The 21,387-nt window shown below is 65.5% G+C and carries 17 protein-coding genes; 12 read left to right on the forward strand and 5 right to left on the reverse strand.

Features of this window, described 5'->3' with window-relative positions; all coding sequences use genetic code 11:
* Positions 1-28: 28 nt before the first annotated feature.
* The 5 genes from D6B98_RS08005 to D6B98_RS08025 all read right to left on the reverse strand — a co-directional run bounded on the left by D6B98_RS08005 (position 29) and on the right by D6B98_RS08025 (position 7,013).
* Positions 29-3,262, reverse strand: coding sequence for a bifunctional cytochrome P450/NADPH--P450 reductase (locus tag D6B98_RS08005; RefSeq protein ID WP_126256463.1), 3,234 nt, complete (start codon positions 3,260-3,262; stop codon positions 29-31).
* A gap of 91 nt (positions 3,263-3,353) precedes the next feature.
* Entirely contained in the window at positions 3,354-4,349 is a 996-nt protein-coding gene (locus D6B98_RS08010) for an alpha/beta fold hydrolase (protein WP_126256464.1), read from the reverse strand.
* 10 nt (positions 4,350-4,359) lie between these two features.
* The gene (locus D6B98_RS08015) at positions 4,360-5,907 is read right to left on the reverse strand and encodes a WS/DGAT/MGAT family O-acyltransferase (protein ID WP_126256465.1); all 1,548 of its coding nucleotides are present in this window, start codon (positions 5,905-5,907) and stop codon (positions 4,360-4,362) included.
* Positions 5,908-5,955: 48 nt separating this feature from the next.
* Positions 5,956-6,756 (reverse strand): esterase/lipase family protein, encoded by an 801-nt coding sequence (locus tag D6B98_RS08020; RefSeq protein WP_126256466.1) that lies wholly within the window; start codon positions 6,754-6,756, stop codon positions 5,956-5,958.
* Entirely contained in the window at positions 6,756-7,013 is a 258-nt protein-coding gene (locus D6B98_RS08025) for a DUF6489 family protein (RefSeq protein WP_028135213.1), read from the reverse strand. The genes D6B98_RS08020 and D6B98_RS08025 overlap by 1 nt, the downstream gene beginning before the upstream one ends.
* A 303-nt stretch (positions 7,014-7,316) precedes the next feature.
* Between D6B98_RS08025 and D6B98_RS08030 the strand changes: the two genes are divergently transcribed.
* The 12 genes from D6B98_RS08030 to D6B98_RS08085 all read left to right on the forward strand — a co-directional run bounded on the left by D6B98_RS08030 (position 7,317) and on the right by D6B98_RS08085 (position 21,379).
* The gene (locus D6B98_RS08030; RefSeq protein ID WP_126256467.1) at positions 7,317-8,912 is read left to right on the forward strand and encodes an ABC transporter substrate-binding protein; all 1,596 of its coding nucleotides are present in this window, start codon (positions 7,317-7,319) and stop codon (positions 8,910-8,912) included.
* A gap of 104 nt (positions 8,913-9,016) precedes the next feature.
* Complete coding sequence (locus D6B98_RS08035; RefSeq protein ID WP_126256468.1) at positions 9,017-9,997, forward strand: ABC transporter permease; 981 nt, start codon at positions 9,017-9,019, stop codon at positions 9,995-9,997.
* Positions 9,998-10,008: 11 nt separating this feature from the next.
* Positions 10,009-10,980: an ABC transporter permease gene (locus tag D6B98_RS08040; protein WP_126256469.1), complete on the forward strand. Its 972-nt coding sequence runs from the start codon at positions 10,009-10,011 to the stop codon at positions 10,978-10,980.
* A gap of 28 nt (positions 10,981-11,008) precedes the next feature.
* The gene (locus tag D6B98_RS08045; protein ID WP_126256470.1) at positions 11,009-11,995 is read left to right on the forward strand and encodes an ABC transporter ATP-binding protein; all 987 of its coding nucleotides are present in this window, start codon (positions 11,009-11,011) and stop codon (positions 11,993-11,995) included.
* The gene (locus tag D6B98_RS08050) at positions 11,992-12,981 is read left to right on the forward strand and encodes an ABC transporter ATP-binding protein (RefSeq protein WP_126256471.1); all 990 of its coding nucleotides are present in this window, start codon (positions 11,992-11,994) and stop codon (positions 12,979-12,981) included. The genes D6B98_RS08045 and D6B98_RS08050 overlap by 4 nt, the downstream gene beginning before the upstream one ends.
* 81 nt (positions 12,982-13,062) lie before the next feature.
* Complete coding sequence (locus D6B98_RS08055) at positions 13,063-14,868, forward strand: gamma-glutamyltransferase family protein (protein WP_126256472.1); 1,806 nt, start codon at positions 13,063-13,065, stop codon at positions 14,866-14,868.
* A 10-nt stretch (positions 14,869-14,878) separates the two neighbouring features.
* Entirely contained in the window at positions 14,879-15,589 is a 711-nt protein-coding gene (locus D6B98_RS08060; protein WP_126256473.1) for a DUF1028 domain-containing protein, read from the forward strand.
* Positions 15,586-16,575, forward strand: coding sequence for an ABC transporter ATP-binding protein (locus tag D6B98_RS08065; protein WP_126256474.1), 990 nt, complete (start codon positions 15,586-15,588; stop codon positions 16,573-16,575). Before D6B98_RS08060 ends, D6B98_RS08065 begins: the two co-directional genes overlap by 4 nt.
* Before the next feature lie 175 nt (positions 16,576-16,750).
* Positions 16,751-17,860, forward strand: a complete 1,110-nt coding sequence (locus tag D6B98_RS08070; RefSeq protein ID WP_126256475.1) for an ABC transporter ATP-binding protein — start codon at positions 16,751-16,753, stop codon at positions 17,858-17,860.
* A 22-nt stretch (positions 17,861-17,882) separates the two neighbouring features.
* The gene (locus D6B98_RS08075; protein WP_126256476.1) at positions 17,883-19,391 is read left to right on the forward strand and encodes an ABC transporter substrate-binding protein; all 1,509 of its coding nucleotides are present in this window, start codon (positions 17,883-17,885) and stop codon (positions 19,389-19,391) included.
* Positions 19,392-19,548: 157 nt separating this feature from the next.
* On the forward strand, positions 19,549-20,490 hold the full coding sequence (locus D6B98_RS08080) for an ABC transporter permease (RefSeq protein WP_126256477.1): 942 nt from the start codon (positions 19,549-19,551) through the stop codon (positions 20,488-20,490).
* A gap of 4 nt (positions 20,491-20,494) precedes the next feature.
* Complete coding sequence (locus tag D6B98_RS08085) at positions 20,495-21,379, forward strand: ABC transporter permease (RefSeq protein ID WP_126256478.1); 885 nt, start codon at positions 20,495-20,497, stop codon at positions 21,377-21,379.
* Positions 21,380-21,387: the final 8 nt, after the last annotated feature.

The following is a 21,387-nucleotide window of genomic DNA, read 5'->3' on the forward strand; positions in this document are numbered from 1 at the left end:
CCGACGTTTAGCACGATCGGACGAACAATCACCCACCCGCCCAGACGTCGAGCACATAGCGGTTGTTCGTGCCCATCGCCTCGATCCAGCGGGCACTGGCGGCCGCGTCACCGCCGCTCTTCTCGCGGTGGATTGCGACCAACGCCGCCTTGACGTCGGGCTCCATCTTGCCGCCGTCGCCGCAGACATAGATGATCGCGCCCTGCTCGACCAGCGGCCAGACCTTGTCCTTCTGTGCGGCCAGCACGTGCTGCACATATGTCTTCGGTCCCTCGGCGCGCGAGAACGCCGTGAACAGCTCGGTGATGCCGCTTGCGGCCAGCGCCTTCAGCTCGTCGGCGTAGAGAAAATCCTGGTCGGGATGGCGGCAGCCGAAGAACAGCATGGATGGCCCAAGCGTCGCGCCCTTGGCCTTGCGCGCGGCGCGTTCCTGGAGGAAGCCGCGGAACGGCGCGAGGCCCGTGCCCGGGCCGATCATGATGATCGGCGCCGACGGATCCTCGGGAAGCCGGAAGCCGGCCTTGGTTTCACGCACGGTGGCGTAGACGACGTCGCCGACGCGGCGATTGGCGAGATAGTTCGAGCAGATGCCCTTGTAGACCCCACGCCCGGAGGCGGCCAGCCCTTCGACCACGCCGACCGTGATGCTGCAACGCGCGGGATCGACCGATGGCGAGGACGAGATCGAATAATAGCGCGGTGCCAGCAGCGAGAGCATCTCCAGATAGACGTGGAACGGCAATTCGCAGGCCGGATATTCGAGCAACAGGTCGAACACCGATTTGCGCTTGGCGAAAATCTCGGCGCGGTAACGCTCGAGCGGCTCGGTCTCCTCGCCGACGAAGGCCAGCAGCTTCGGCTTGGTGACCGGGCAGCGGGTGTGCTCGGCCATGATCTGGATCTGCTTGCGGGTTGCGACCTGCTGCAGCTCGACGAACTCGCTGAGCAGGCGGCCGACCGACACGGCCTCGCCGACCGGCAATTGGGCGCGGCGCCCCTCGGCAACCTGCAGCCTGATCTGGTCGGCCGGGAGGAACCCGAAGCGACGGGCCACCGAATCCACCAGCGTCGGATCATTGCGCGGGACGACACTGAGGTGATCGCCGACCCGGTAACTAACGTTGGCCGGCAGCTGCACCTCGATGTGGCGCGTCGAGCGCTCGGACGGATCGGGCCCGCTCTTGTTCTGAAGCTCGTCGTTGGCGAGCACCTTCATCGCCACCGCGCCGCCCTGGGCAACGATAGTGTTGACGGCGGTGACCGCGACCGGCTCGATCGCATAGAGCGGATCGTCCTCCGCGGTGCGGGTGAAATTCCAGTCGATGCCGAATTCCTTGGTCGCGACCTGGGCGGCGGCGGGGAACCATTTCTGGAACTGGCCATCGAGATCGCTGCGCGCATCGCCTTCGCCGCGCGGATAGACCGCACGGGCGCCATGCTTCGACAATTGCTCGTCGATCAGGCGCGGCACCGATTGATAGGTCGCGGCCCAGTCGCTGTTGCCGCAACCGAACACGGCGTAGCGCACGCCGGCGAAGGCATCCTTCGGCAAATCGCCGCCAAGCCATTTGACGAACTGCGTCGCATTGTCGGGCGGCGCGCCGTTGTAGGAGGCGCAGATGATCAGCACGCCGCCCTCCTGCGGCAGCTTGCCGACGTAATCGTCGAGCGGGCCGAGATGCACGGCAAAGCCGTTGATCTCCGCAAGGTCGGCCATGCGCGTCGCGAGCTCCTCGGCGGTGCCGAGATTGGAGCCATAGAGCACCAGCATCGGCGTGTTGTGGCCGGGCCGGGCCGTCGGCCGGCGCGGGGCCTTCGGCGCCGAACCGGCGGCCGCAATCGGTCCGCCATAGGCACCGCGCTCGCGATCGGCGCGCGGACGCACCTTGATCTTGAAGCCCTCCGGCTTGATCGTCAGTGTCTCCTTCAGATGCATCTGGTAGCGCTGGTGATCGATCAGCTTGAAGCGCTGCAGGATCATGCCGAGCGCAAGCGCGGCCTCGTGCATGGCGAAGCCGCGGCCGATGCAGGCGCGCTGGCCGTTGCCGAACGGCTTCCAGGCATTGATCGGGCGCTTCGCTTCCGCCTCACGGCTGAAATTCTCGGGATCGAAGGCATCGGGATTCGGACCCCAGACGGAGGGATCGCGATGCAGGGCGGTCACCAGGATCGTGGTGAAGGTGCCCTTCCGAAGCTTGTACCTGCCGCCGATCGTCTCGTCGTTCAGCGGCGAGATGCCATAGGCCGGCGCCGGCGGCCAAAGCCGCAGCGCCTCCTTCAGGATCTGCGTGATGTAGGTGAGCTGCGTCACCTGCTGATAGGTCGGCTTCGCATTGACGTCGGGGCCGAAAACGCGATCGACCTCGTCATAGGCCTTCTTGAGGATGTCCGGGTGCTTGAGCAGCGCATAGAGCGTGTACGACAACAGGCCGCTGGTGGTCTCGTGGCCCGCAATCAGAAACGTGTTGATCTGGTAACGGATGTTGACGTCGTCGAGCTGCTCGCCGGTCGCCCTGTCGACGCCGGTCATCATCGCGGCGAGCATGTCCTTCTTGTCGTCGATGGCCTCTGCGCTCTTGCGCCGTTCGGCAATGATCTGGTCGACCATCTTGTTCATGAAGGCGACGTCTTCGGCCAGCGTCTTGCGCCGCTTCTGCATCCAGAGCTGCTCGAACGGCAAGCCGCGCGTCATCATGATGGTTTCGAGCGAGCGCACCAGCGACTCGACGAAGGGATGGTAGTCGCGCCGATAGAACGAATTGAAGCGATAGTCGAATCCGCACAGGCCGATCGTGTCCAGCGTCAGCGCGGTCATGTCGTGCACGACGTCGATCTCGTCGTCGGCGTTGAGCCGCTCCCATTTCTGGACCAGCTGTTCGGCGATATCGACCATGCTGCCGTGATAGGACTGCATGGCGCGGTTGCCGAACGGCTGAAGCAGGATGTTGTGCGCCTTGCTCCAGTTCGGCTCCTTGGTATCGGCCGTGAACAGGCCATCGCCGCCGACCGCGCGCACGCGCCGCAGCGCGCCGCGCACCGTCTTGTCGAAGCGCTTCTCATCGGAAAGCTCGTCGACGAGATCGTGGCCGGAGACAACCACGATCGGCGAGCCCATCATGTCGAGCCAGAAGATCGGGCCGAGCTCCTTGGCGAGCCTTGTCAGGTGCTGCACGGGCGCAGCCGAATCCAGCGACAGCATGTTGCCGACCACGGGCTTGGTCGGCGGATGCGGGATCGGCTCCAGACGATTCGTGGATGACATTTAACTACGCTTCCCCCTCTTGCCGTCATTCCGGGGTGATGCGCAGCATCGGACCCGGAATGACGTCTGACTTACGTGGACGACCGGATCCTCACCCAAACCGCCTTCTACGCCATTCGATCAGCTTGGCGCTGACCTCCTCCGGCTTCTCCTGCTGCGTCCAGTGGCCGCTGTCCTTCACCAGATACTTCTCGAGATCGCCGATCAGATTCTCCATGCCGTCCGCCGCAGACGGCGGCAGCACCGCGTCGTTCTCGGCCATGATCATCAATGACGGCACGTGGACGTGATGATCCAGTCCCTTCGCCCGCTGCCAATTGCGCGTGAAGTTGCGATACCAGTTGATGCCGCCGGTGAAGCCGGTCTTCGTGAAGGTGTCGACGAACACCTTCTTCTCCTCGGCCGACAGGATCGGCGTGCGCGGATCATGTCTGGCGTCGTAATTCGCGATCATCTGCGGGAACGCCAGGTTGATGCGGGGCGAAGCACCAATACCGGCAATCGGCTGTTCCTCGGGCGCACCCGGAGGGCGCGTGGCCGGCTTGCGCATGAAGGCATCGAAGGTCTGCTCGACCCGGCTGCCGAAGATCTTGTCCGGCTCGCGCGCAGGATCCTGGAACTGGACGATATACATCTGATCGCCGAAGCGCTGGCGAAACAGCGCGATGGGATCGATCGGCGCGCGGTCCCAATGCGGGGTGTTGACCCCGACCACGCCAGCGACGCGCGAGGGGTGCCGCAAAGGCATCTGCCAGACGACGAAGCCGCCCCAGTCGTGACCGACGAAGATCGCCTTGTCGATGCTGAGATGATCGAGCAGACCGACGAGATCGCCGGTCAAATGCTCCATGTCATAGTCCTCGACCGGCTCGGGCCGGTCGGTCGCGCCATAGCCGCGCTGGTCCGGGGCGATCACCCGGATGCCGGCCTCACTCAGCGCCTTGATCTGGTGGCGCCAGGAAAACGCGAGCTCGGGCCAGCCGTGGCACAGCACGACCGGCGGCTTGTCGTCGGCCGGGCCCGCCTCGTAATAGCCCATGCGGATTCCGTTCGTCGTCGCGAACTGAAGTGGTGGCATTTCGATCATCACAAGTTCCCTATTCCGCAGCGCCCTTGATGTCCGCCGCCGGAGGCGCGTAGGCCGCTTCCAGTGCGGCGAATTCCTCCGGCAGCATGTCGCACATCACCTGCACATGCGGAACGATGTTGGCGCCGACGATGAAGCCGAAATCGAGCTGGTCGCGGTAGCTCTGCACGGTGATGTTGAGCGCCTGCCCGTGCGTCGAGATCGACACCGGGAAGATGTGCAGCAGCTCGGCGCCCGCGGCATAGAGCGTCTGCCGCGGTCCCGGCACGTTCGACACCGTGATGTTGGCGGCCGGCGGCAGCACGTCCGAGAGGTTCGAGCGGCTGTAGAGCAAGGCCAGGATCTGCACCATGATCGGCGCGCCCAGCATCGAGATGTTGGAGACCTGCGGCATCAGCGCGCGCAGGGGATGCGACATCTCCTTGGATTTGGTCGATTGCGCGATGATGGCCTCGAGCCGCGCCTTGGGATCGTCGACGTTGGTCGCGATCGCACAGATCATGCCGAACACCTGGTTGTTGGCCTCGGTGTTGCCCTCCTCGCGCAGCGAGATCGGCACCGCCGCCGTCAGCGATTTCGCCGGCAGCGTGCCATATTGCAGGAGATAGCGGCGGACCACGCCCGAGGCGAGCGCCAGCACGACGTCGTTGAGCTTGCCGCCGGCCTGCTTGGCCAGCGCCTTCGCCCGCGACAGCGGGATCGACACGCCGGCAAAGCTGCGCTCCGAGGAGATGCTCTTGTTGAGCATGGTCGGCGGCGACACCATGCTGACAAGGCTTTCGCGCGATCTGGGATCGGCGACCTTCGCGAGCACGTCGGACACGCTCTTGAGCACGGTCGGGATGTTGCCGGCAAAGCGCACTGCGCTTTCGATCTGGTACATCGCGTTGTCGAACAGGATCGAGCCGATATCGCTCTTGCCGGTGCGCGGCAATTGCAGCTTCTTCGCCGCCGAGGCGTCGAGCGACTGGCTGAACAATTGCTGATAGGAATCCAGCAGGTTGGCGGCGATGTCGCGCGGCTCCTGGCCGGGTTTGGATCCCGCCGCCGGCGGCTCGATCTTCCGCGGGATCGGCGAGATATCGTAGATCATGCTGGTCAGCGCCGCGCCGGCGCCGCCGTCGATCGCGGCATGGTGCATCTTGGAATAGAGCCCGACCTCGTTGTCCTTCATGCCCTCGAACACGTAGAACTCCCAGAGCGGCCGGGCGCGGTTCAGGAGCTTGGCATGGGCCCAGCCGACGATGCGCTCCAGCGTGGCGCGGTCGCGCGGCTGCGGCAGGCTGGCCCGGAAGATGTGACGGTCGATGTCGAACTGATCGTCCTCGACCCATGAGGGATGGTCGATGTCGAGCGGCGCCTTCTCCAGCCGCGCCTTCAGGATCGGCGCGATGTGCAGCCGCGAGACGATCATCGCCTTGAAGTCTTCGAAGAAGTCGCCCTTGTAGTCGTCGGGCAGGCGAAAGATCGCCATGCTTCCGACATGCATCGGCATTTCCGGCGTTTCCAGATAGAGAAACGACGCGTCCAGCGACGACAGCTTCTTACCGTCAGCCATAGTTCCCTCCCGCAGAGATTGGACGGGCGCCTTAGCCGGCGCTTCTCGTCAGGCCGATATTGCCTGTTCCGGCGGGGGATATGCAATGGCAAACGGCCCTGCCCGGTCAAATGGCGAGAACTCCCCCTCCGGTTGAGCCAGCCGGTCGGCCACCGCCCACAGCGCCGCCGGATTCACCCCGAGCCCGATATGGCTCGCCAGGAGCACTTCAATATTCTCGGCGCGGTCGGAGGGACGCAACAAGCAGGTCCGCCAGTTAACCACACCGTCGGCCCGCGAATAGATGGAGGTTGTCGGCACCGGCAGATCGCCGGCGATCGCCGCGCGCGCTTCGGCAAAATCCTCGACCCGCTCGCCCGACAGCGCCTCGTAGAGCCGCGTGGCGTTGGTCGCCCGCACGTCATTGGCGAAAGGGCTGCCGAGCGTGATGACGTAGCGAACCATATCGGGCGCCCAAAGCGAAAGATCGCGGGCATAGACGCCGCCGAGACTCCATCCGACCAGGCTGACCTTGCGCCCGCTCGCTGCATGAATCTCGGCAAGCCGGGCGCGCAGCGCGTCCCGCATCCGCCCGAGGCCGCCGAGATTGCGGCCCATCCGCCAGGCATGTGCTTCATAGCCGAGCTCGCTGAGATAGCGCCGCATCGGCGCCATCGAGAGGTCGCTGGCGAGAAAGCCTGGCAGCGCCAGCACCGGATGGCCGTCGCCACTCGGCGCCCGCATCAGGAGCGGCGACAGCAAGAGGCTTGCATTGAGTTCGAGCAGGCCACGGGCTTCGGCGAGCAACAGGCCGAGACCCGGCGGACGAAGCCGGCCTCTCTCCAGCGCCCCCTCCTGCCCGGGTGACACTATTTTTTCTTGTCGCTGCTACGCGTGCCGCCGAGGCCGGCCATCGTGACGAACATATCCTGAAACCGCTCGGCGATCTTCGGATCGAACGTGAACCAGCTCTGGATCAGCGACTCCGGCGAGACCTTCTCGATGTTGCTGAGCACCTGCTGCTGCAGCTTGTCCATCACTGCCGTTTGCATCGGCCCTACGTCGGGCAGACCGAAGAACTGGCGGGCCTCGAGGGGGGTGCAGTCGATTTCGATGTTTACCTTCATGTCCCCTCCAGATTGAGATTCGAGCGGCCTGGCGGAGTATCGCCGCGAGTTGTGGTGCGACGCAAGCGACCTGATGCAGGCGCGGCGCGCCCCGTCCCGCAACCCGCCGATATGGTCAACCAAAGTCGAAAGGGGCGATCTTCCATGCCGGGCGGCATGGTCTGCATTGCTGCACAGCGGCGCAACTTGGCGCGATCCTTGCTGGAATGGCGCTTGCACCGGTCGAGAACTCTGGGCAACATGGATCAATCAGCCCCGCCGAACAATCAAAAATCATCGGCATGGCAGTGGAGAGGGTCAAGAATGTCATTAGGTCGAAGTCTGTTTGCGGCGACGCTCGCCGGTACGCTTGCGTTGGCGGTCACGCCGGCATCGAGCCAGACGCTCCGTTATGCCAACCAGGGTGACCTGAAGTCCCTCGATCCCTACACGCTCAACGAGAGCACGACCCACGCGCATCTCGGTCACGTCTACCAAGGCCTCACCGCGCGCGACAAGGACCTCAAGATCATTCCGGCGCTGGCGGAGAGCTGGGAAACTCCCGAGCCGACCCGCTGGCGCTTCCATTTGCGCAAGGGCGTGAAATTCCACAACGGCAATCCCTTCACCGCCGACGACGTGCTGTTCTCCGCCGATCGCGTCCGCAAGAAGGGGTCCAACATGCAGACCCGCCTCGCGCCCGACGTCAAGGTCATCAAGGTCGACGACTACACCGTCGACTTCGTCCTACCCTCGCCCAATCCCATCCTGCATAATTCGTGGGATGTCTGGTACATCATGAACAAGAAGTGGGCCGAAGAGAACAACGTCGTCGATCCGACGCCGGTGGCGGCGACCACGCCGAGCTACGCCTCACTCAACGAGAACGGCACCGGTCCCTTCATCATCGACAGCCATCAGCCCGGCGTGAAGACCGTGTTCAAGGCCAATCCCAATTACTGGGGCAAGATGGAAGGTAACCTGAAGGAGATCGTCTTCACCCCGATTTCCTCCGACGCCACCCGCGTCGCCGCACTGCTCTCGGGCGAAGTCGATGTCATCGAACCCGTGCCGATCCAGGACATCTCCCGTGTCGATTCCAGCCCGAACGCCCAGGTGCTGAAGGGACCTGAGCTTCGCACCATCTTCATCGGTTTCGACCAGACCCGTGACGAGTTGCTCTACTCCAACATCAAGGGCAAGAATCCGTTCAAGGACGCCCGCGTTCGCGAAGCCTTCTACAAGGCGATCGACATCGAGTTGATCAAGACGCGCGTGATGCGCGGGCTGTCGACGCCGTCGGCCCTGATGATCGCGCCGGAACTGTTCGTGCTGTCCAAGGAATTCACGCGACCGAAATTCGACCCTGACGGCGCCAAGAAGCTCCTGACCGAAGCGGGTTATCCCGACGGCTTCGAGGTCACGATGGATTGCCCGAACGATCGCTACGTCAACGACGCGGCGATCTGCCAGGCGGTCGTCGGCATGCTCGCCCGCATCGGCGTCAAGATCAATCTTTTGGCGCAGCCGAAGGCGCAGTACTTCGCCAAGGTGCTCAAGCAAGGCGGCTACCAGACTTCGTTCTACCTCTTGGGCTGGACGCCGAGCACGATGGACTCGCACAACGTGCTGTACGACATCATGGGCTGCCGCGACGATGCGAAATCCTCGCGTGGCGAGGCCAATCTCGGCGGCTATTGCAACAAGGAGTTCGACGCCATCACCGACAAGGTGCTGGTCGAGACCGACACCGCCAAGCGCAACCAGCTGATCAAGCAGGCCTACGACATCAGCATCAAGGACTGGGCCTACATTCCGCTGCATCAGCAGGCACTGGCCTGGGGCGTATCGAAAAAGGTCAACCTGCCGCAGCGCGCCGACAACCTGGTCATGTTCCACTGGGCGACCAAGAAGGAATAGCGTCAGCTGAATACGAGGTCCCGGCGCATCAGGCGTCCGGGACCTTTCCTTTTTCCGGCTGACAAAGTCGTCGGCCGCACGCACACTCAAGGATAGTGGAAGGCATGCTTGCTTTCACGCTTCGCCGCGCCGTTCAGGCCATCGGCGTCATGTTCGCCGTGGGCATCATCGCCTTCTCGATGTTCCGTTTCGCCGGCGACCCCGTCAACCAGATCGTCTCGATCGACACATCGGCGGCCGAACGCGAAATCGTACGTAAATCGCTCGGCCTCGACGATCCCGTGCCGGTGCAGTTCGTGCGCTACTTCGCCGATGCCGCGCAGTTCAAGTTCGGCGTCTCCTATCAGTTCCGCCAGCCGGTCTCCACGCTGTTGATGGAGCGGATGCCCGCCACGCTGGAACTTGCGATCTGCGCCACCGTCTTTGCAATGGTGTTCGGGATTCTGATGGGGGTCTATTCGGCGCTCAGGCGCGACACCGTGCTGGCCAAGCTGTTCCAGGCGGTTTCGCTGATAGGCATCTCGTTGCCGACTTTCCTGATCGGCATTCTGCTGATCTATCTGTTCGCCGTGACACTCGGCTGGTTGCCCTCGTTCGGTCGCGGCGAGGTGGTCAAGCTCGGCTGGTGGAGCACGGGCCTGCTCACGCTGTCGGGACTGAAGGCGTTGATCATGCCCTCGATCACCCTCGGCCTGTTCCAGATGACTTTGATCATGCGGCTGGTGCGCGCGGAGATGCTGGAGGTGCTGCGAACCGACTATATCCGCTTCGCTCGCGCCCGGGGATTGACCACCCGTGCCATCCATTTCGGCCACGCGCTGAAGAACACGCTGATTCCCGTGATCACGGTGGCCGGACTTCAGTTTGGCTCGGTTATTGCATTTTCGATCATCACCGAAACCGTGTTCCAATGGCCGGGCATGGGACTTCTGTTCGTGCAGGCCGTGCAAAACGTCGACATCCCGATCATGGCCGCCTACCTGCTGATGGTTTCGCTAATCTTCGTCACCATCAATCTGGTGGTCGACATCCTCTACACCGTGGTCGATCCGCGCCTCCGCGCGACCGTCGGCCGCGCCTCATAAGGCAGCCCTGCATGTCCGACGCAGTCGCCTCCAATCCCGACAAGCAGAGCGCGCCGCCCGCCCAGGCCGGCCGCAGCTGGCTGAGCCGCGCGCTCGACAGCGACATCTTCTATTCGTTCCGCCGTTCCAAGCTGACCATGGTGGCGGCGGCCATTACCATGCTGTTCTTCCTGCTCGCGATCTTTGCATCCGCCCTCGCGGTGCAGAACCCGTTCGATCCGGCGCAGCTCCAGTTGATGAACTCGCGCATCTCGCCGCTGTGGACCGCCGACGGCCAGAGCCCGTTCCTGCTCGGCACCGACGAGCAGGGCCGTGACGTGTTTTCCGCCATCCTCTACGGGATGCGCATCTCGCTCATGGTGGGCGTCGCCGGCGTGATCTTCGCCGGCGCGCTCGGCATCGCGCTCGGCCTGATCGCCGGCTATTTCGGCGGCGCGGTTGACGGCGTGATCATGCGGATCGCCGACGTGCAGCTCACCTTTCCCGCCATCCTGATCGCGCTGCTGGTCAACGGCATCGCCAAGTCCATCTTCGGCAACCGGCTGGATGCCACCAGCATGCTTGTGGTGCTGGTGATCTCGATTGGCCTGAGTTTCTGGGTGGGGTATGCCCGAACGGTGCGCGGCTCCGTGATGGTCGAGAAGAACAAGGACTACGTGGCTGCCGCGCAGCTGATCGGCCTGCCCGCACCGAAGATCATGCTGCGCCACGTGCTGCCCAACACCATGGGCCCGATCCTCGTCATCGCCACCATCAACCTGGCGCTCGCCATCATCACCGAGGCGACGCTGTCCTTCCTCGGCGTCGGCCTGCCCGACACGATGCCCTCGCTCGGCACGCTGATCCGCATCGGCAACAATTACCTGTTCGCGGGCGAATGGTGGATCGTCGCCTTCCCGGGCCTGGCGCTGGCCGGCCTGATCCTGTCGATCAATTTGCTCGGCGACTGGCTGCGCGACGCGCTCAATCCGAAACTCCGATGAGCAACACTTCGATGAGTACGCCTCGGTCATGACCGAACCCATTCTCTCCGTGCGCAACCTCCAGGTGGAGTTCGCCTCCCGCCGCGGCACGCTGCGCGCTATCGACGGCGTCTCCTTCGACATCGCCAAGGGCGAGGTGCTGGGCGTGGTCGGCGAATCCGGCGCCGGCAAATCCGTCACCGGCCTCGCCGTGATCGGGCTGATCGATCCCCCCGGCCGCATCGCCGGCGGCGAGATTCGGCTCGCCGGCCAGCGCATCGACCACCTGCCGCCGGAACAGATACGCCGCATCCGGGGCAAGCGGATCGGCATGATCTTCCAGGACCCGCTCACCTCGCTCAATCCGCTCTACCGGGTCGGCGACCAGATCATCGAGACGATCAGGACCCACCTGGACCTGTCCGAATCCGCCGCCCGCCGCCGCGCCATCGAGCTGCTCGCCGAGGTCGGCATTCCCGCGCCGGACAGGCGCATCGACGGCTATCCGCACGAATTCTCCGGCGGCATGCGTCAGCGCGTCGTGATCGCGCTCGCGATCTGCGCCGAGCCCGAGCTGATCATCGCCGACGAGCCGACCACCGCGCTCGACGTCTCCGTGCAGGCGCAGATCATCTCACTGATCAAGCGGCTCGGGCGCGACCACGGCACCGCCGTGATGCTGGTGACGCACGACATGGGCGTGATCGCGGAGACCTCGGACCGCGTCGCGGTGATGTATGCCGGCCGTGTCGCCGAGATCGGTCCGGTGCAGGATGTCGTCAGAAATCCGCTGCACCCCTACGCCAAGGGCTTGATGGGCGCGATCCCGACGCTGGCCGGCGACGACAAGCGCCTCCAGCAGATCCCCGGTTCGATGCCGCGCCTTTCGGCGATCCCGCGCGGCTGTTCGTTCAATCCGCGCTGCGCCTTCGCCTTCGACCGCTGCCGGGTCGAGCGGCCGGAGCCGCAGCCGCGCGGCGCGCAATCGGTCGCCTGCCACCTCTACGACAACGTGCCGGCGGAGAGCGCGGCATGAGCGCCCCCTTTGTTCAGGCCACAAATCTGCGCCGGGTGTTCGACGTCTCGAAACCCTGGCTCAACCGGGTGCTCGAAGGCGGACACCTCGAATATCTCAAGGCGGTCGATCACGTCACCTTCGACATCAGGAAGGGTGAGACCTTTGCGCTGGTCGGCGAATCCGGATCGGGCAAGACCACGGTGGCACGGATGGTCGTGGGGCTGCTGCCGCCGAGCGCGGGCGACGTCCTGATCGACGGCGTCTCGATGACTGATCCGCGGCAGGCGCCAGCGCGGCGAAAGCTGCGCCGCCGCATCCAGATGATCTTCCAGGATCCCTATGCGAGCCTGAACCCGCGCTTCCGCGTCGACGCCATCATCTCCGAGCCGATCCGCGCCTTCGACCTGATCCAGGGCGAGCGCGACATCCAGGCCCGCGTCGCCGAGCTGCTCACCCTGGTCGGCCTGCATCCCGACGACCGGCTGAAGTTTCCGCACGAATTCTCCGGCGGCCAGCGCCAGCGGATCGCGATTGCGCGGGCGCTTGCCTCGGATGCCGAGTTCATCGTCTGCGACGAGCCGACCTCCGCGCTCGACGTCTCGGTGCAGGCGCAGATCCTCAACCTGATGCGCGACCTCCAGGACAAGTTCGGCCTGACCTACATGTTCATCAGCCACAACCTCGCCGTGGTCCGCCACATGGCGAGCCGCGTCGGCGTGATGTATCTCGGCCGCATCGTCGAGATCGCGGAGGGGCGCGAGCTGTTTGCCAATCCGCGCATGCCCTACACCAAGATGCTGCTGGGCGCCGTGCCCGACCTTGCCATGAGCGGCCGCCAGCGTATTCCGGTGAAGGGAGAGATTCCGAACCCGATCAACCCGCCCTCCGGCTGCGCCTTCAATCCGCGCTGCCCGCTGGCGTTCGAGCTCTGCCGCAAGGAGGCCCCGGAACTGATCGGCGGCGTCGCCTGCCATGCGGTCAACACCGCGCCGGTCCCGGCGTGACGCGCGCGTGCCATGCAGCCTGCGCATTTGGCGACGGCCTGCCCCTGTGATCAATTGCGCGCGCCGCAGATGAGGTAGCCCATGGCCAGCAACGTCAATCCCGATCCCTTTACGACGCGCCCCGAGATCGAGGGAACGTTCGGGGTCGTCGCCACCACGCACTGGATCGCGACCGCCATCGGCATGGCCATCCTCGAAAAGGGCGGCAACGCCTTCGACGCCGGCGTCGCCACCGCCTTCACGCTCCAGGTGGTCGAGCCGCATCTGAACGGCCCCGGCGGCGACGTGCCCGTCATCGTGCACGATGTGAAGCGCGGCCGCACCGAGGTGATCTGCGGCCAGGGCCCGGCGCCGGCACGCGCCACCATCGCGCACTACAGGAGCGAGGGCCTCGATATGGTGCCAGGCACCGGCCTGCTCGCGGCCTGTGTCCCCGGCACGTTCGAATCCTGGATGATGCTCTTGCGCGACTACGGCACGATGCGCGTGCGCGACGTGCTGGAGCCTGCGATCTCCTATGCGCGCGACGGCTACCCCCTGGTGGAGCGCGCCTGCGCCACGATCCAGACCGTCGAGCAATTGTTCCGCAAGCACTGGCCGACCTCCGCCGCCGTCTACCTGCCGAACGGCGAGGTGCCGAAGCCCGGCACGCTGTTCACCAACAAGACGCTGGCCGCGACCTACGCCCGGATCCTCAGCGAAGCGGAAAGCGGCGGCGGTGGCCGCGACGCCGAGATCGAGCGGGCGCGCAAAGCCTGGTCGCAAGGCTTCGTCGCCGAGGCCATCGACAGGTTCTGCCGGACCCAGGACGTGATGGACGTCAGCGGCTCGCCGCATCGCGGCGTGCTTTCCGCCGACGACATGGCGCGCTGGCAGCCGACGATCGAGGCGCCGCTCACCTACGATTATGGCCGCTACACCGTCTGCAAGGCCGGCGTCTGGAGCCAGGGCCCGGTGACGCTGCAACAGCTCGCGCTCCTGAAGGGCTTTGCGCTCGATGGGCTCGACCCGACCGGGCCTGAGTTCATCCATCTGCAGATCGAATGCGCCAAGCTTGCATTTGCCGATCGCGAAAAATTCTACGGCGACCCTAAGTTCAACGAGATCCCGATCACGACGCTGCTGTCGGACGCCTACAACGACGAACGCCGCAAGCTGGTTACCGACCGCGCCTCGCTCGACTTCCGCCCCGGCGCGGTGGAGGGCTTTGGCGGCGTCGTCAAGCTGCGCCGCGCCGAGGGTCAGCGCGAGGCCGTCGGCGCGCTCGGTGCCGGCGAGCCGACCGTCGGGCGCTTCGGCGAGGTGCGCGGCGACACCGTGCATTTCGATATCATCGACAAGGCCGGCAATATGGTGTCCTCGACGCCGTCGGGCGGCTGGCTGCAATCCTCGCCGATCATTCCGGAGCTCGGCTTTTGCCTCGGCAGCCGCGCTCAGATGTTCTGGCTGGAGGAGGACCATCCGGCGGCGCTTGCGCCCGGCAAGCGGCCGCGCACGACGCTGTCGCCGACCATGGCACTGCGCGACGGCGAGCCTTACCTCGCCTGGGGCTCGCCCGGCGGTGATCAGCAGGATCAGTGGATCACGCAGTTCTTCCTGCGACACGTCCATTGCAATCTCAATCTCCAGGAGGCGATCGACGCACCGGCCTGGCACTCCGAGCATTTCCCGATCTCGTTCTGGCCACGCACCGCGCGCCCCGGCGTGCTCGTGGTCGAGAACCGCGTGCCCAAGGCGACGATCGAGAATCTGCGCGAGCGCGGACACATCGTCGAGGTCGGCCCCGACTGGTCCGAAGGCCGCCTCACCGCGGCCTCGCGTGTCGGTCCGCGCCGGCGCGCCGCCGCCAATCCGCGCGGCATGCAAGGTTACGCGGCGGGGCGCTGATAGGCAGCACATGACTTGGTCGATCATCGCGCGAGATCCTGCCACCGGCCAGTTCGGCATCGCGGTCGCGACCCGCTTCTTCGCCGTCGGCGCGCGGGTTCCGTACATTGCCGCCGGCGTCGGCGCCATCGCAACGCAGGCCTTCGTCAACCCCTATTACGGCATCGACGGCGTCAAGCTGCTGCGCGAAGGTTTGAACGCGCACGACGTGCTCGCCACCCTGCTCGCGACCGACGACGGCCGCGAAAGCCGCCAGGTCCACATCATGGATGCCAGCGGCGAGATCGCCGCGCATACAGGGCGCGATTGCATCGACTGGTGCGGGCACGTCGCAGGCAGCGACTTCTCGATCGCGGGCAACATGCTCGCAGGCGCCGACGTGCTCGCCGAAACGGCAAAGACCTATCTTGCCAACGACAGCCTGCCCTTCCCGCGCCGCCTGCTCGCGGCGATGCGCGCAGGGGAGGCCGCCGGCGGCGACAAGCGCGGCAAGCAGTCCGCCGCGCTGCTAATCCACGGCGAGGAGGAATGGCCGGCGCTGGACATTCGCGCCGACGATCATCCCGACCCGCTCGGCGAGCTCGAGCGGCTCGAACGCGTCAGCCACGAGCTCTGGGTGCACTTCCGGCCCTCCATGCCGACGCGAAAGAACCCGGCCGGCAACACCGATCGCAGCGTCATCGACGCCAGCATCGCCGCAAGCCGCGCAAGACGCTCATGAACGCGAGCCCTCTTATCGAGATCAGCGACCTGCGCATCCGTTTCCACGGCGACGACGGCCGCATCACCCACGCGGTCGACAGCGTCGATCTCAGCGTTGCCAACGGCGCGACGCTTGGCCTCGTCGGCGAGTCCGGCTGCGGCAAGAGCGTTACGTCGCTGGCGATCATGGGCCTCTTGCCGAAGCAAAGCGCGGAAATATCCGGCGCGATCCGCTTCGACGGGTTCGACCTGTTGCAGATGCCGGATCAGACCCTGCGCGACCTGCGCGGCAACCGGCTCGCGATGATCTTCCAGGAGCCGATGACCTCGCTCAATCCGAGCTTCACGATCGGCGACCAGATCATCGAGACCATCTTGCGCCATCGCGGCGGCTCACGTCGCAGCGCGCGCGAGCGGACGATCGAGCTGTTGCGCCGCGTTCACATCCCCTCGCCCGAACGGCGCATCGACGAATATCCGCACAAGCTGTCCGGCGGCATGCGCCAGCGCGTGATGATCGCGATGGCGCTGGCCTGCGATCCGCACCTCTTGATCGCCGATGAGCCGACCACGGCGCTCGACGTCACCCTGCAGGCCCAGATCCTGGAGCTGATGCGCGAGCTGAAGGAGGCCAGCGGCGCCGCCATCATCCTGATCACCCACGATCTCGGCGTCGTCGCCGAAGTCTGCGACGAGGTCGCGGTGATGTATGCCGGAGAGATCGTCGAGCGCGCACCGGTGGACGACTTGTTCTCCGCCCCGCAGCATCCTTACACAGTAGGCCTGCTCGGCTCGATCCCGCGGCTCGACCATCGCGCCGCGCAGCTTGCGACGATCGAAGGCATGGTGCCGAACATGGCGCAGCCGCCGGCAGGCTGCCGCTTCGCGGCGCGCTGCCCGTTCGTGCTGGACGCCTGCGCCCACGCGCCGCCGCCATTGGTCGAAGTCAGCCCCGGCCACCTCTCGCGCTGCATCCGCGCGCCGCTCGAAGGTTTGGTGGCGTGATGGTCTCGTTCTCCCTTCTCGTGCCCCGGGCGCAGCGCAGCACGAGCGCAGCGCGGTGGTGCGCTGCTGAACCGGGGCCCATGTGGCGGCAATCTGGGTCCCGGTTCAGCGTCGCAACACTTCGTGCTGCGCCGCGCCCGGGACACGAGATCGGTACTTGCGGGGTGCAGAAGCAATGAGCTCTCTCCTCGAAGTCAACGGCCTGGTCAAGCATTTCGTCGCCCAGCGCTCGCTGTTCGGCCGGCCGCTGGCGCATGTCAAGGCGGTCGATGGTGTTTCCTTCTCGCTCGAGGCCGGCAAGACGCTGGCGCTGGTCGGCGAATCCGGTTGCGGCAAATCCACCGTCAGCCGTCTTGTGCTGCGGCTGATCGAGCCGGATGCGGGCACGGTGCGCTTCAATGGCCGCGACCTGCTCGCGCTCGACGCCGGCGGCTTGCGCGCCTTCCGCCGCGAGGCGCAGATCATCTTCCAGGACCCCTACGCCTCGCTCAATCCGCGCATGACGGTCGGCCAGATCCTGACCGAACCGCTGGCGCTGCACGATCTCGTGCCGCCGGCACAGCGCCGCGCGCGCGTCGCCGAGCTGCTGCGGCTGGTCGGGCTGGAACCACGACTGGCCCGGCGCTATCCGCACGAATTCTCGGGCGGCCAGCGCCAGCGCATCGCCATCGCCCGTGCGCTCGCGGTCGAGCCGAAGCTGATCATCTGCGACGAGCCGGTCTCGGCGCTCGACGTCTCGATCCGCGCGCAGATCCTCAACCTGCTGCGCGAGCTGCAGGACCGGCTCAGCCTCGCTTACATCTTCGTCTCGCACGACCTCGCCGTGGTCAAGCACATCGCCGACCATGTGGCGGTGATGAATCTCGGCCAGATCGTCGAGACGGCGGAAGCCGACGCGCTGTTCGCCGCGCCGCACCACCCCTATAGTCGCGCGCTGCTGTCCGCGATCCCGCTGCCACAGCCGAAGGCGAAACGAACGACGGTCCTGCTGGAGGGCGAGATCCCGAGCGCGCTCAATCCTCCGGCCGGCTGCCGCTTCCACACCCGCTGCCCGTTCGTGATCGAGCGTTGCCGGAGCGAGGCGCCGAAGCTCGTGGCGGACGGCACCGGCCACGCCACCGCCTGTCACCGCACGGCAGAGCTGCCGTCTGCCGATGCCATTCTGCCGGTAGCGGGCGGATTTTCGCCGGCGCTTGCAAAATTGGTCGCGGCCTTCAGCCAAAAGACGGAAGGCGGGAGCTTCACCGGGGTTGGTATACAAGACGCCGTATCCACAACGAAATAGCCGAAGCAATGGGGATTGTCCGATGAAGATGTTACGCTTGGCCGCAACGGCCGCCGCCCTCCTGGTGTCGATCGGAGCCGTGCAGGCTCAGACCACGCTTCGCATCGGCCTCGCCGAGGATCCCGATATCCTCGATCCGACGATGGCGCGCACCTATGTCGGCCGCATCGTGTTCTCCGCCTTCTGCGACAAGCTGTTCGACATCGACGAGAAGCTCAACATCGTGCCGCAGCTTGCGCTGTCGAGCGAGACCGTCGACGACGGCAAGGGCCTCGTCATCAAGCTGCGTCCCGGCGTGAAATTCCACGACGGCGAGCCGCTCGATGCCGAGGCTGCAAAGTTCTCGCTGGAACGCCATCTGACGTTCCCCGGCTCGTTTCGCAAGCCGGAGCTGGCCTCGGTCGATCACATCGAGGTCATGGATCCCCTCACCGTCAAGCTGGTGCTGAAGTCGCCGTTCTCGCCGCTGCTCGCCCAGCTCACCGACCGTGCCGGGATGATGATGTCGCCGAAGGCGGCGAAAGAGGCCGGCGACAAGTTCGGCCTGCGTCCGGTCTGCGCCGGCCCCTACAAATTCGTCGAGCGCGTGCAGCAGGACCGCATCGTGTTCGAGAAGTTCGCGGGCTACTGGAACAAGGACAACGTCTTCATCGACAAGATCGTGTTCCAGCCGATCGTCGATGCCACCGTGCGGCTGGCGAACCTGAAATCCGGCGGCCTCGACCTGATCGAGCGGGTGCTCGCCACTGATCTGAAGGAGGTGCGCGCCGACTCGCGTCTGAAGGTCGCGACCGCCATCGAGCTCGGCTATCAGGGCGTCACGCTCAACATCGGCAAGGACAAGGCCAAGGGACCGCTCAGCCAATCCGCCAAGGTGCGCCAGGCGCTCGACCTCGCCATCGACCGCGAGGCGATCAACCAGGTCGTGTTCAACGGCGAGTTTCAGGTCGGCAATCAATGGGTCAACCCTGATCACCCCTATTATCAGAAATCGCTTCCGATCCGTCCCCGCAACGTCGAGAAGGCCAAGGCGCTTCTGAAGGAAGCCGGCGTGACACCGCCGGTGAGCGTCGATTTCCTGGTGCCCAAGGGCGCGGAGACCGAGACACCGGCGCAGGTGATCCAGTCCATGGCGGCGGAAGCCGGGTTCGACATGAAGATACGCCTCACCGAATTCGCAACCGGGCTGAAGCAGGCCGAGACCGGCGACTACCAGGCCTACATGCTCGCCTGGAGCGGCCGCGTCGATCCGGATGGGAACACTTTCGTGTTCCTGCACAATGGCGCGCCGCAGAACTACGGCGGGTGGAATAATCCGCAGGCCGACAAGGCGCTGGAGGATGCGCGGTTGGTCACCGATCCCGCCAAGCGCAAGGCGAGCTACGAGACGCTCGCCAGACTGGTGCAGGAGGAGGAGCCGCTGCTCTACCTCTACCACCGCCGCATCATCATCGCGCATACGACCAGGCTCGAAGGCTACAAGCAGATGCCCGACGGCCTCGTGCGCGTGATCGGGCTGAAGCTGAAGTGATCGATCTGAAGCTCAGTCCGTGTCCCGGACGCGGCGCAGCGCGGAAGCGCTGCTCCGCAGAGCCGGGACCCACGGCGACGACGAACCGTGGCAGCTGGGTCCCGGTTCAGCGGCGCAACATTGCATGTTGCGCCGCGCCCGGGACACAGGTGCGACCATGCTGAACTTCCTCGCCCGCCGCCTTGCGCAGATCGTGCCGACGCTGTTCTTCGTCTCGGTGCTGATCTTCTCGCTGCAGCAATTGCTGCCGGGCGATCCCGCGCTGGTCATGGCGGGCGAAGAGCGCGACCCCGCGGTGATCGAGCAGATCCGCCGCCAGTACCGGCTCGATCAGCCCGTGCCGGTGCAGTACGTCTACTGGATCAAGGGCGTGCTCTCGGGCGATTTCGGCGAGTCGCTGCGCAACAAGATGCCGGTGCGCGAGCTGATCGCGCAGAAGCTGCCGGTGACGCTGCAGCTGGGCTCGATGGCGATCTTGATCGCCTTCCTGATCGGCATTCCCGCCGGCATCGTCGCCGCCGTGAAGAAGGGGTCGGCCTGGGACTATTGCGCGAACCTGTTTGCGCTGTGGGGCATCTCGACGCCGAACTTCTGGCTCGGGATCATGCTGATCTTCCTGTTCTCGATCGAGCTCGGCTGGCTGCCGGCGTCCGGCTACGTGCCGCTCACCGAGAACTGGCGCGCCAGCCTGGCTGTCACCATCATGCCGGCCTTCGTGCTCGGCAATGCGATTGCCGCGGTCCTGATGCGGCATACGCGCAGCGCCATGCTTCAGGTGCTGGAAAGCGATTACGTCCGCACTGCGCGCGCCAAGGGATTGTTGGAGCGCTCGGTGATCCTCAAGCACGCCATGCGCAATGCGCTGACCCCTGTCATCACCCTCGGCGCGCTCGAGCTCGGCACACTGCTGTCCGGCGCCGTCCTGACCGAGCAGATCTTCTCCATTCCCGGCTTCGGCAAGCTGATCGTGGATGCCGTTTTCAACCGCGATTATGCCGTGGTGCAGGGCGTGGTGCTGGTGACCGCCACGATCTACATCACGCTGAACCTCGTGGCCGACATCGCCTACATTCTCGTCAATCCAAGGCTTCGGGGCTAGATTCATGACCGACGCCGCGCTGCCGAGCCCACTTACGCACGCCGACGAGCTGGACAGCCCGGCCCGCCGCGCGCGCCGGCGCCTGTTCAAGCGCAAGGCGGCGGTGTTCGGGCTCATCGTGCTCACGATGTTCATCCTGCTCGCCGTGCTGGCCCCGCTCATCGTGCCCTATGATCCCATCGCGACGAGCTGGAGCCTGGTACGCAAGCCGCCCAATGCGGCGCACTGGTTCGGCACCGACGAGCTCGGCCGCGACATCCTCAGCCGCATCGTCTACGGCGCGCGCGCCTCGCTGCTGGCGGGCCTCATCTCGGTTGCGATTGCGCTCGGCATCGGCGTTCCGCTCGGCCTCCTCGCCGGTTATCGCGGCGGCTTCCTCGACGCGCTGATCAGCCGGGTTACGGATGCGATGCTGGCGTGCCCGTTCCTGATCCTGGCGATCGCGCTGGCGGCGTTCCTCGGGCCGAGCCTCGGCAATGCCATGATTGCGATCGGCATTTCGGCAACCCCGATCTTCATCCGCCTGACCCGCGGTCAGGTCCTCGTGGTCAAGGCCGAGGATTATGTCGAGGCGGCGCGCGCGCTCGGCAATCCGCCGTGGCGGATCGCGCTCTCGCATATCCTGCCGAACATCCTGCCCGCGCTGCTGGTGCAGGCGACGCTCTCGATCGCCGCCGCCATCATCGCCGAAGCTGCGCTGTCGTTCCTCGGCCTCGGCCAGCAACCACCGGCACCGTCCTGGGGCAGCATGCTCAACGCCGCGCAACGCTTCCTGACGCAGGCGCCGTGGATGGCGATCTGGCCCGGACTTGCGATCTTCCTTGTGGTGTTGTCGCTGAACCTGCTCGGCGACGGCCTGCGCGATGCGCTCGACCCGAGGCAGCGGTAGTCGTTCCT

Origin of the sequence: Bradyrhizobium sp. LVM 105, assembly GCF_003957705.1 — a bacterium.
Taxonomy (GTDB): domain Bacteria; phylum Pseudomonadota; class Alphaproteobacteria; order Rhizobiales; family Xanthobacteraceae; genus Bradyrhizobium; species Bradyrhizobium frederickii.

Excerpts from the sequence above, each read along its gene's own strand:
- D6B98_RS08005 (WP_126256463.1), bottom strand. The coding sequence starts at position 3,262 with ATGTCATCCACGAATCGTCTGGAGCCGATCCCGCATCCGCCGACCAAG.
- D6B98_RS08015 (WP_126256465.1), bottom strand. The coding sequence starts at position 5,907 with ATGGCTGACGGTAAGAAGCTGTCGTCGCTGGACGCGTCGTTTCTCTAT.
- D6B98_RS08070 (WP_126256475.1), top strand. The coding sequence starts at position 16,751 with ATGAGCTCTCTCCTCGAAGTCAACGGCCTGGTCAAGCATTTCGTCGCC.
- D6B98_RS08060 (WP_126256473.1), top strand. The coding sequence starts at position 14,879 with ATGACTTGGTCGATCATCGCGCGAGATCCTGCCACCGGCCAGTTCGGC.
- D6B98_RS08050 (WP_126256471.1), top strand. The coding sequence starts at position 11,992 with ATGAGCGCCCCCTTTGTTCAGGCCACAAATCTGCGCCGGGTGTTCGAC.
- D6B98_RS08055 (WP_126256472.1), top strand. The coding sequence starts at position 13,063 with ATGGCCAGCAACGTCAATCCCGATCCCTTTACGACGCGCCCCGAGATC.
- D6B98_RS08030 (WP_126256467.1), top strand. The coding sequence starts at position 7,317 with ATGTCATTAGGTCGAAGTCTGTTTGCGGCGACGCTCGCCGGTACGCTT.
- D6B98_RS08025 (WP_028135213.1), bottom strand. The coding sequence starts at position 7,013 with ATGAAGGTAAACATCGAAATCGACTGCACCCCCCTCGAGGCCCGCCAG.
- D6B98_RS08035 (WP_126256468.1), top strand. The coding sequence starts at position 9,017 with ATGCTTGCTTTCACGCTTCGCCGCGCCGTTCAGGCCATCGGCGTCATG.
- D6B98_RS08085 (WP_126256478.1), top strand. The coding sequence starts at position 20,495 with ATGACCGACGCCGCGCTGCCGAGCCCACTTACGCACGCCGACGAGCTG.
- D6B98_RS08065 (WP_126256474.1), top strand. The coding sequence starts at position 15,586 with ATGAACGCGAGCCCTCTTATCGAGATCAGCGACCTGCGCATCCGTTTC.
- D6B98_RS08040 (WP_126256469.1), top strand. The coding sequence starts at position 10,009 with ATGTCCGACGCAGTCGCCTCCAATCCCGACAAGCAGAGCGCGCCGCCC.
- D6B98_RS08080 (WP_126256477.1), top strand. The coding sequence starts at position 19,549 with ATGCTGAACTTCCTCGCCCGCCGCCTTGCGCAGATCGTGCCGACGCTG.
- D6B98_RS08045 (WP_126256470.1), top strand. The coding sequence starts at position 11,009 with ATGACCGAACCCATTCTCTCCGTGCGCAACCTCCAGGTGGAGTTCGCC.
- D6B98_RS08075 (WP_126256476.1), top strand. The coding sequence starts at position 17,883 with ATGAAGATGTTACGCTTGGCCGCAACGGCCGCCGCCCTCCTGGTGTCG.
- D6B98_RS08010 (WP_126256464.1), bottom strand. The coding sequence starts at position 4,349 with ATGATCGAAATGCCACCACTTCAGTTCGCGACGACGAACGGAATCCGC.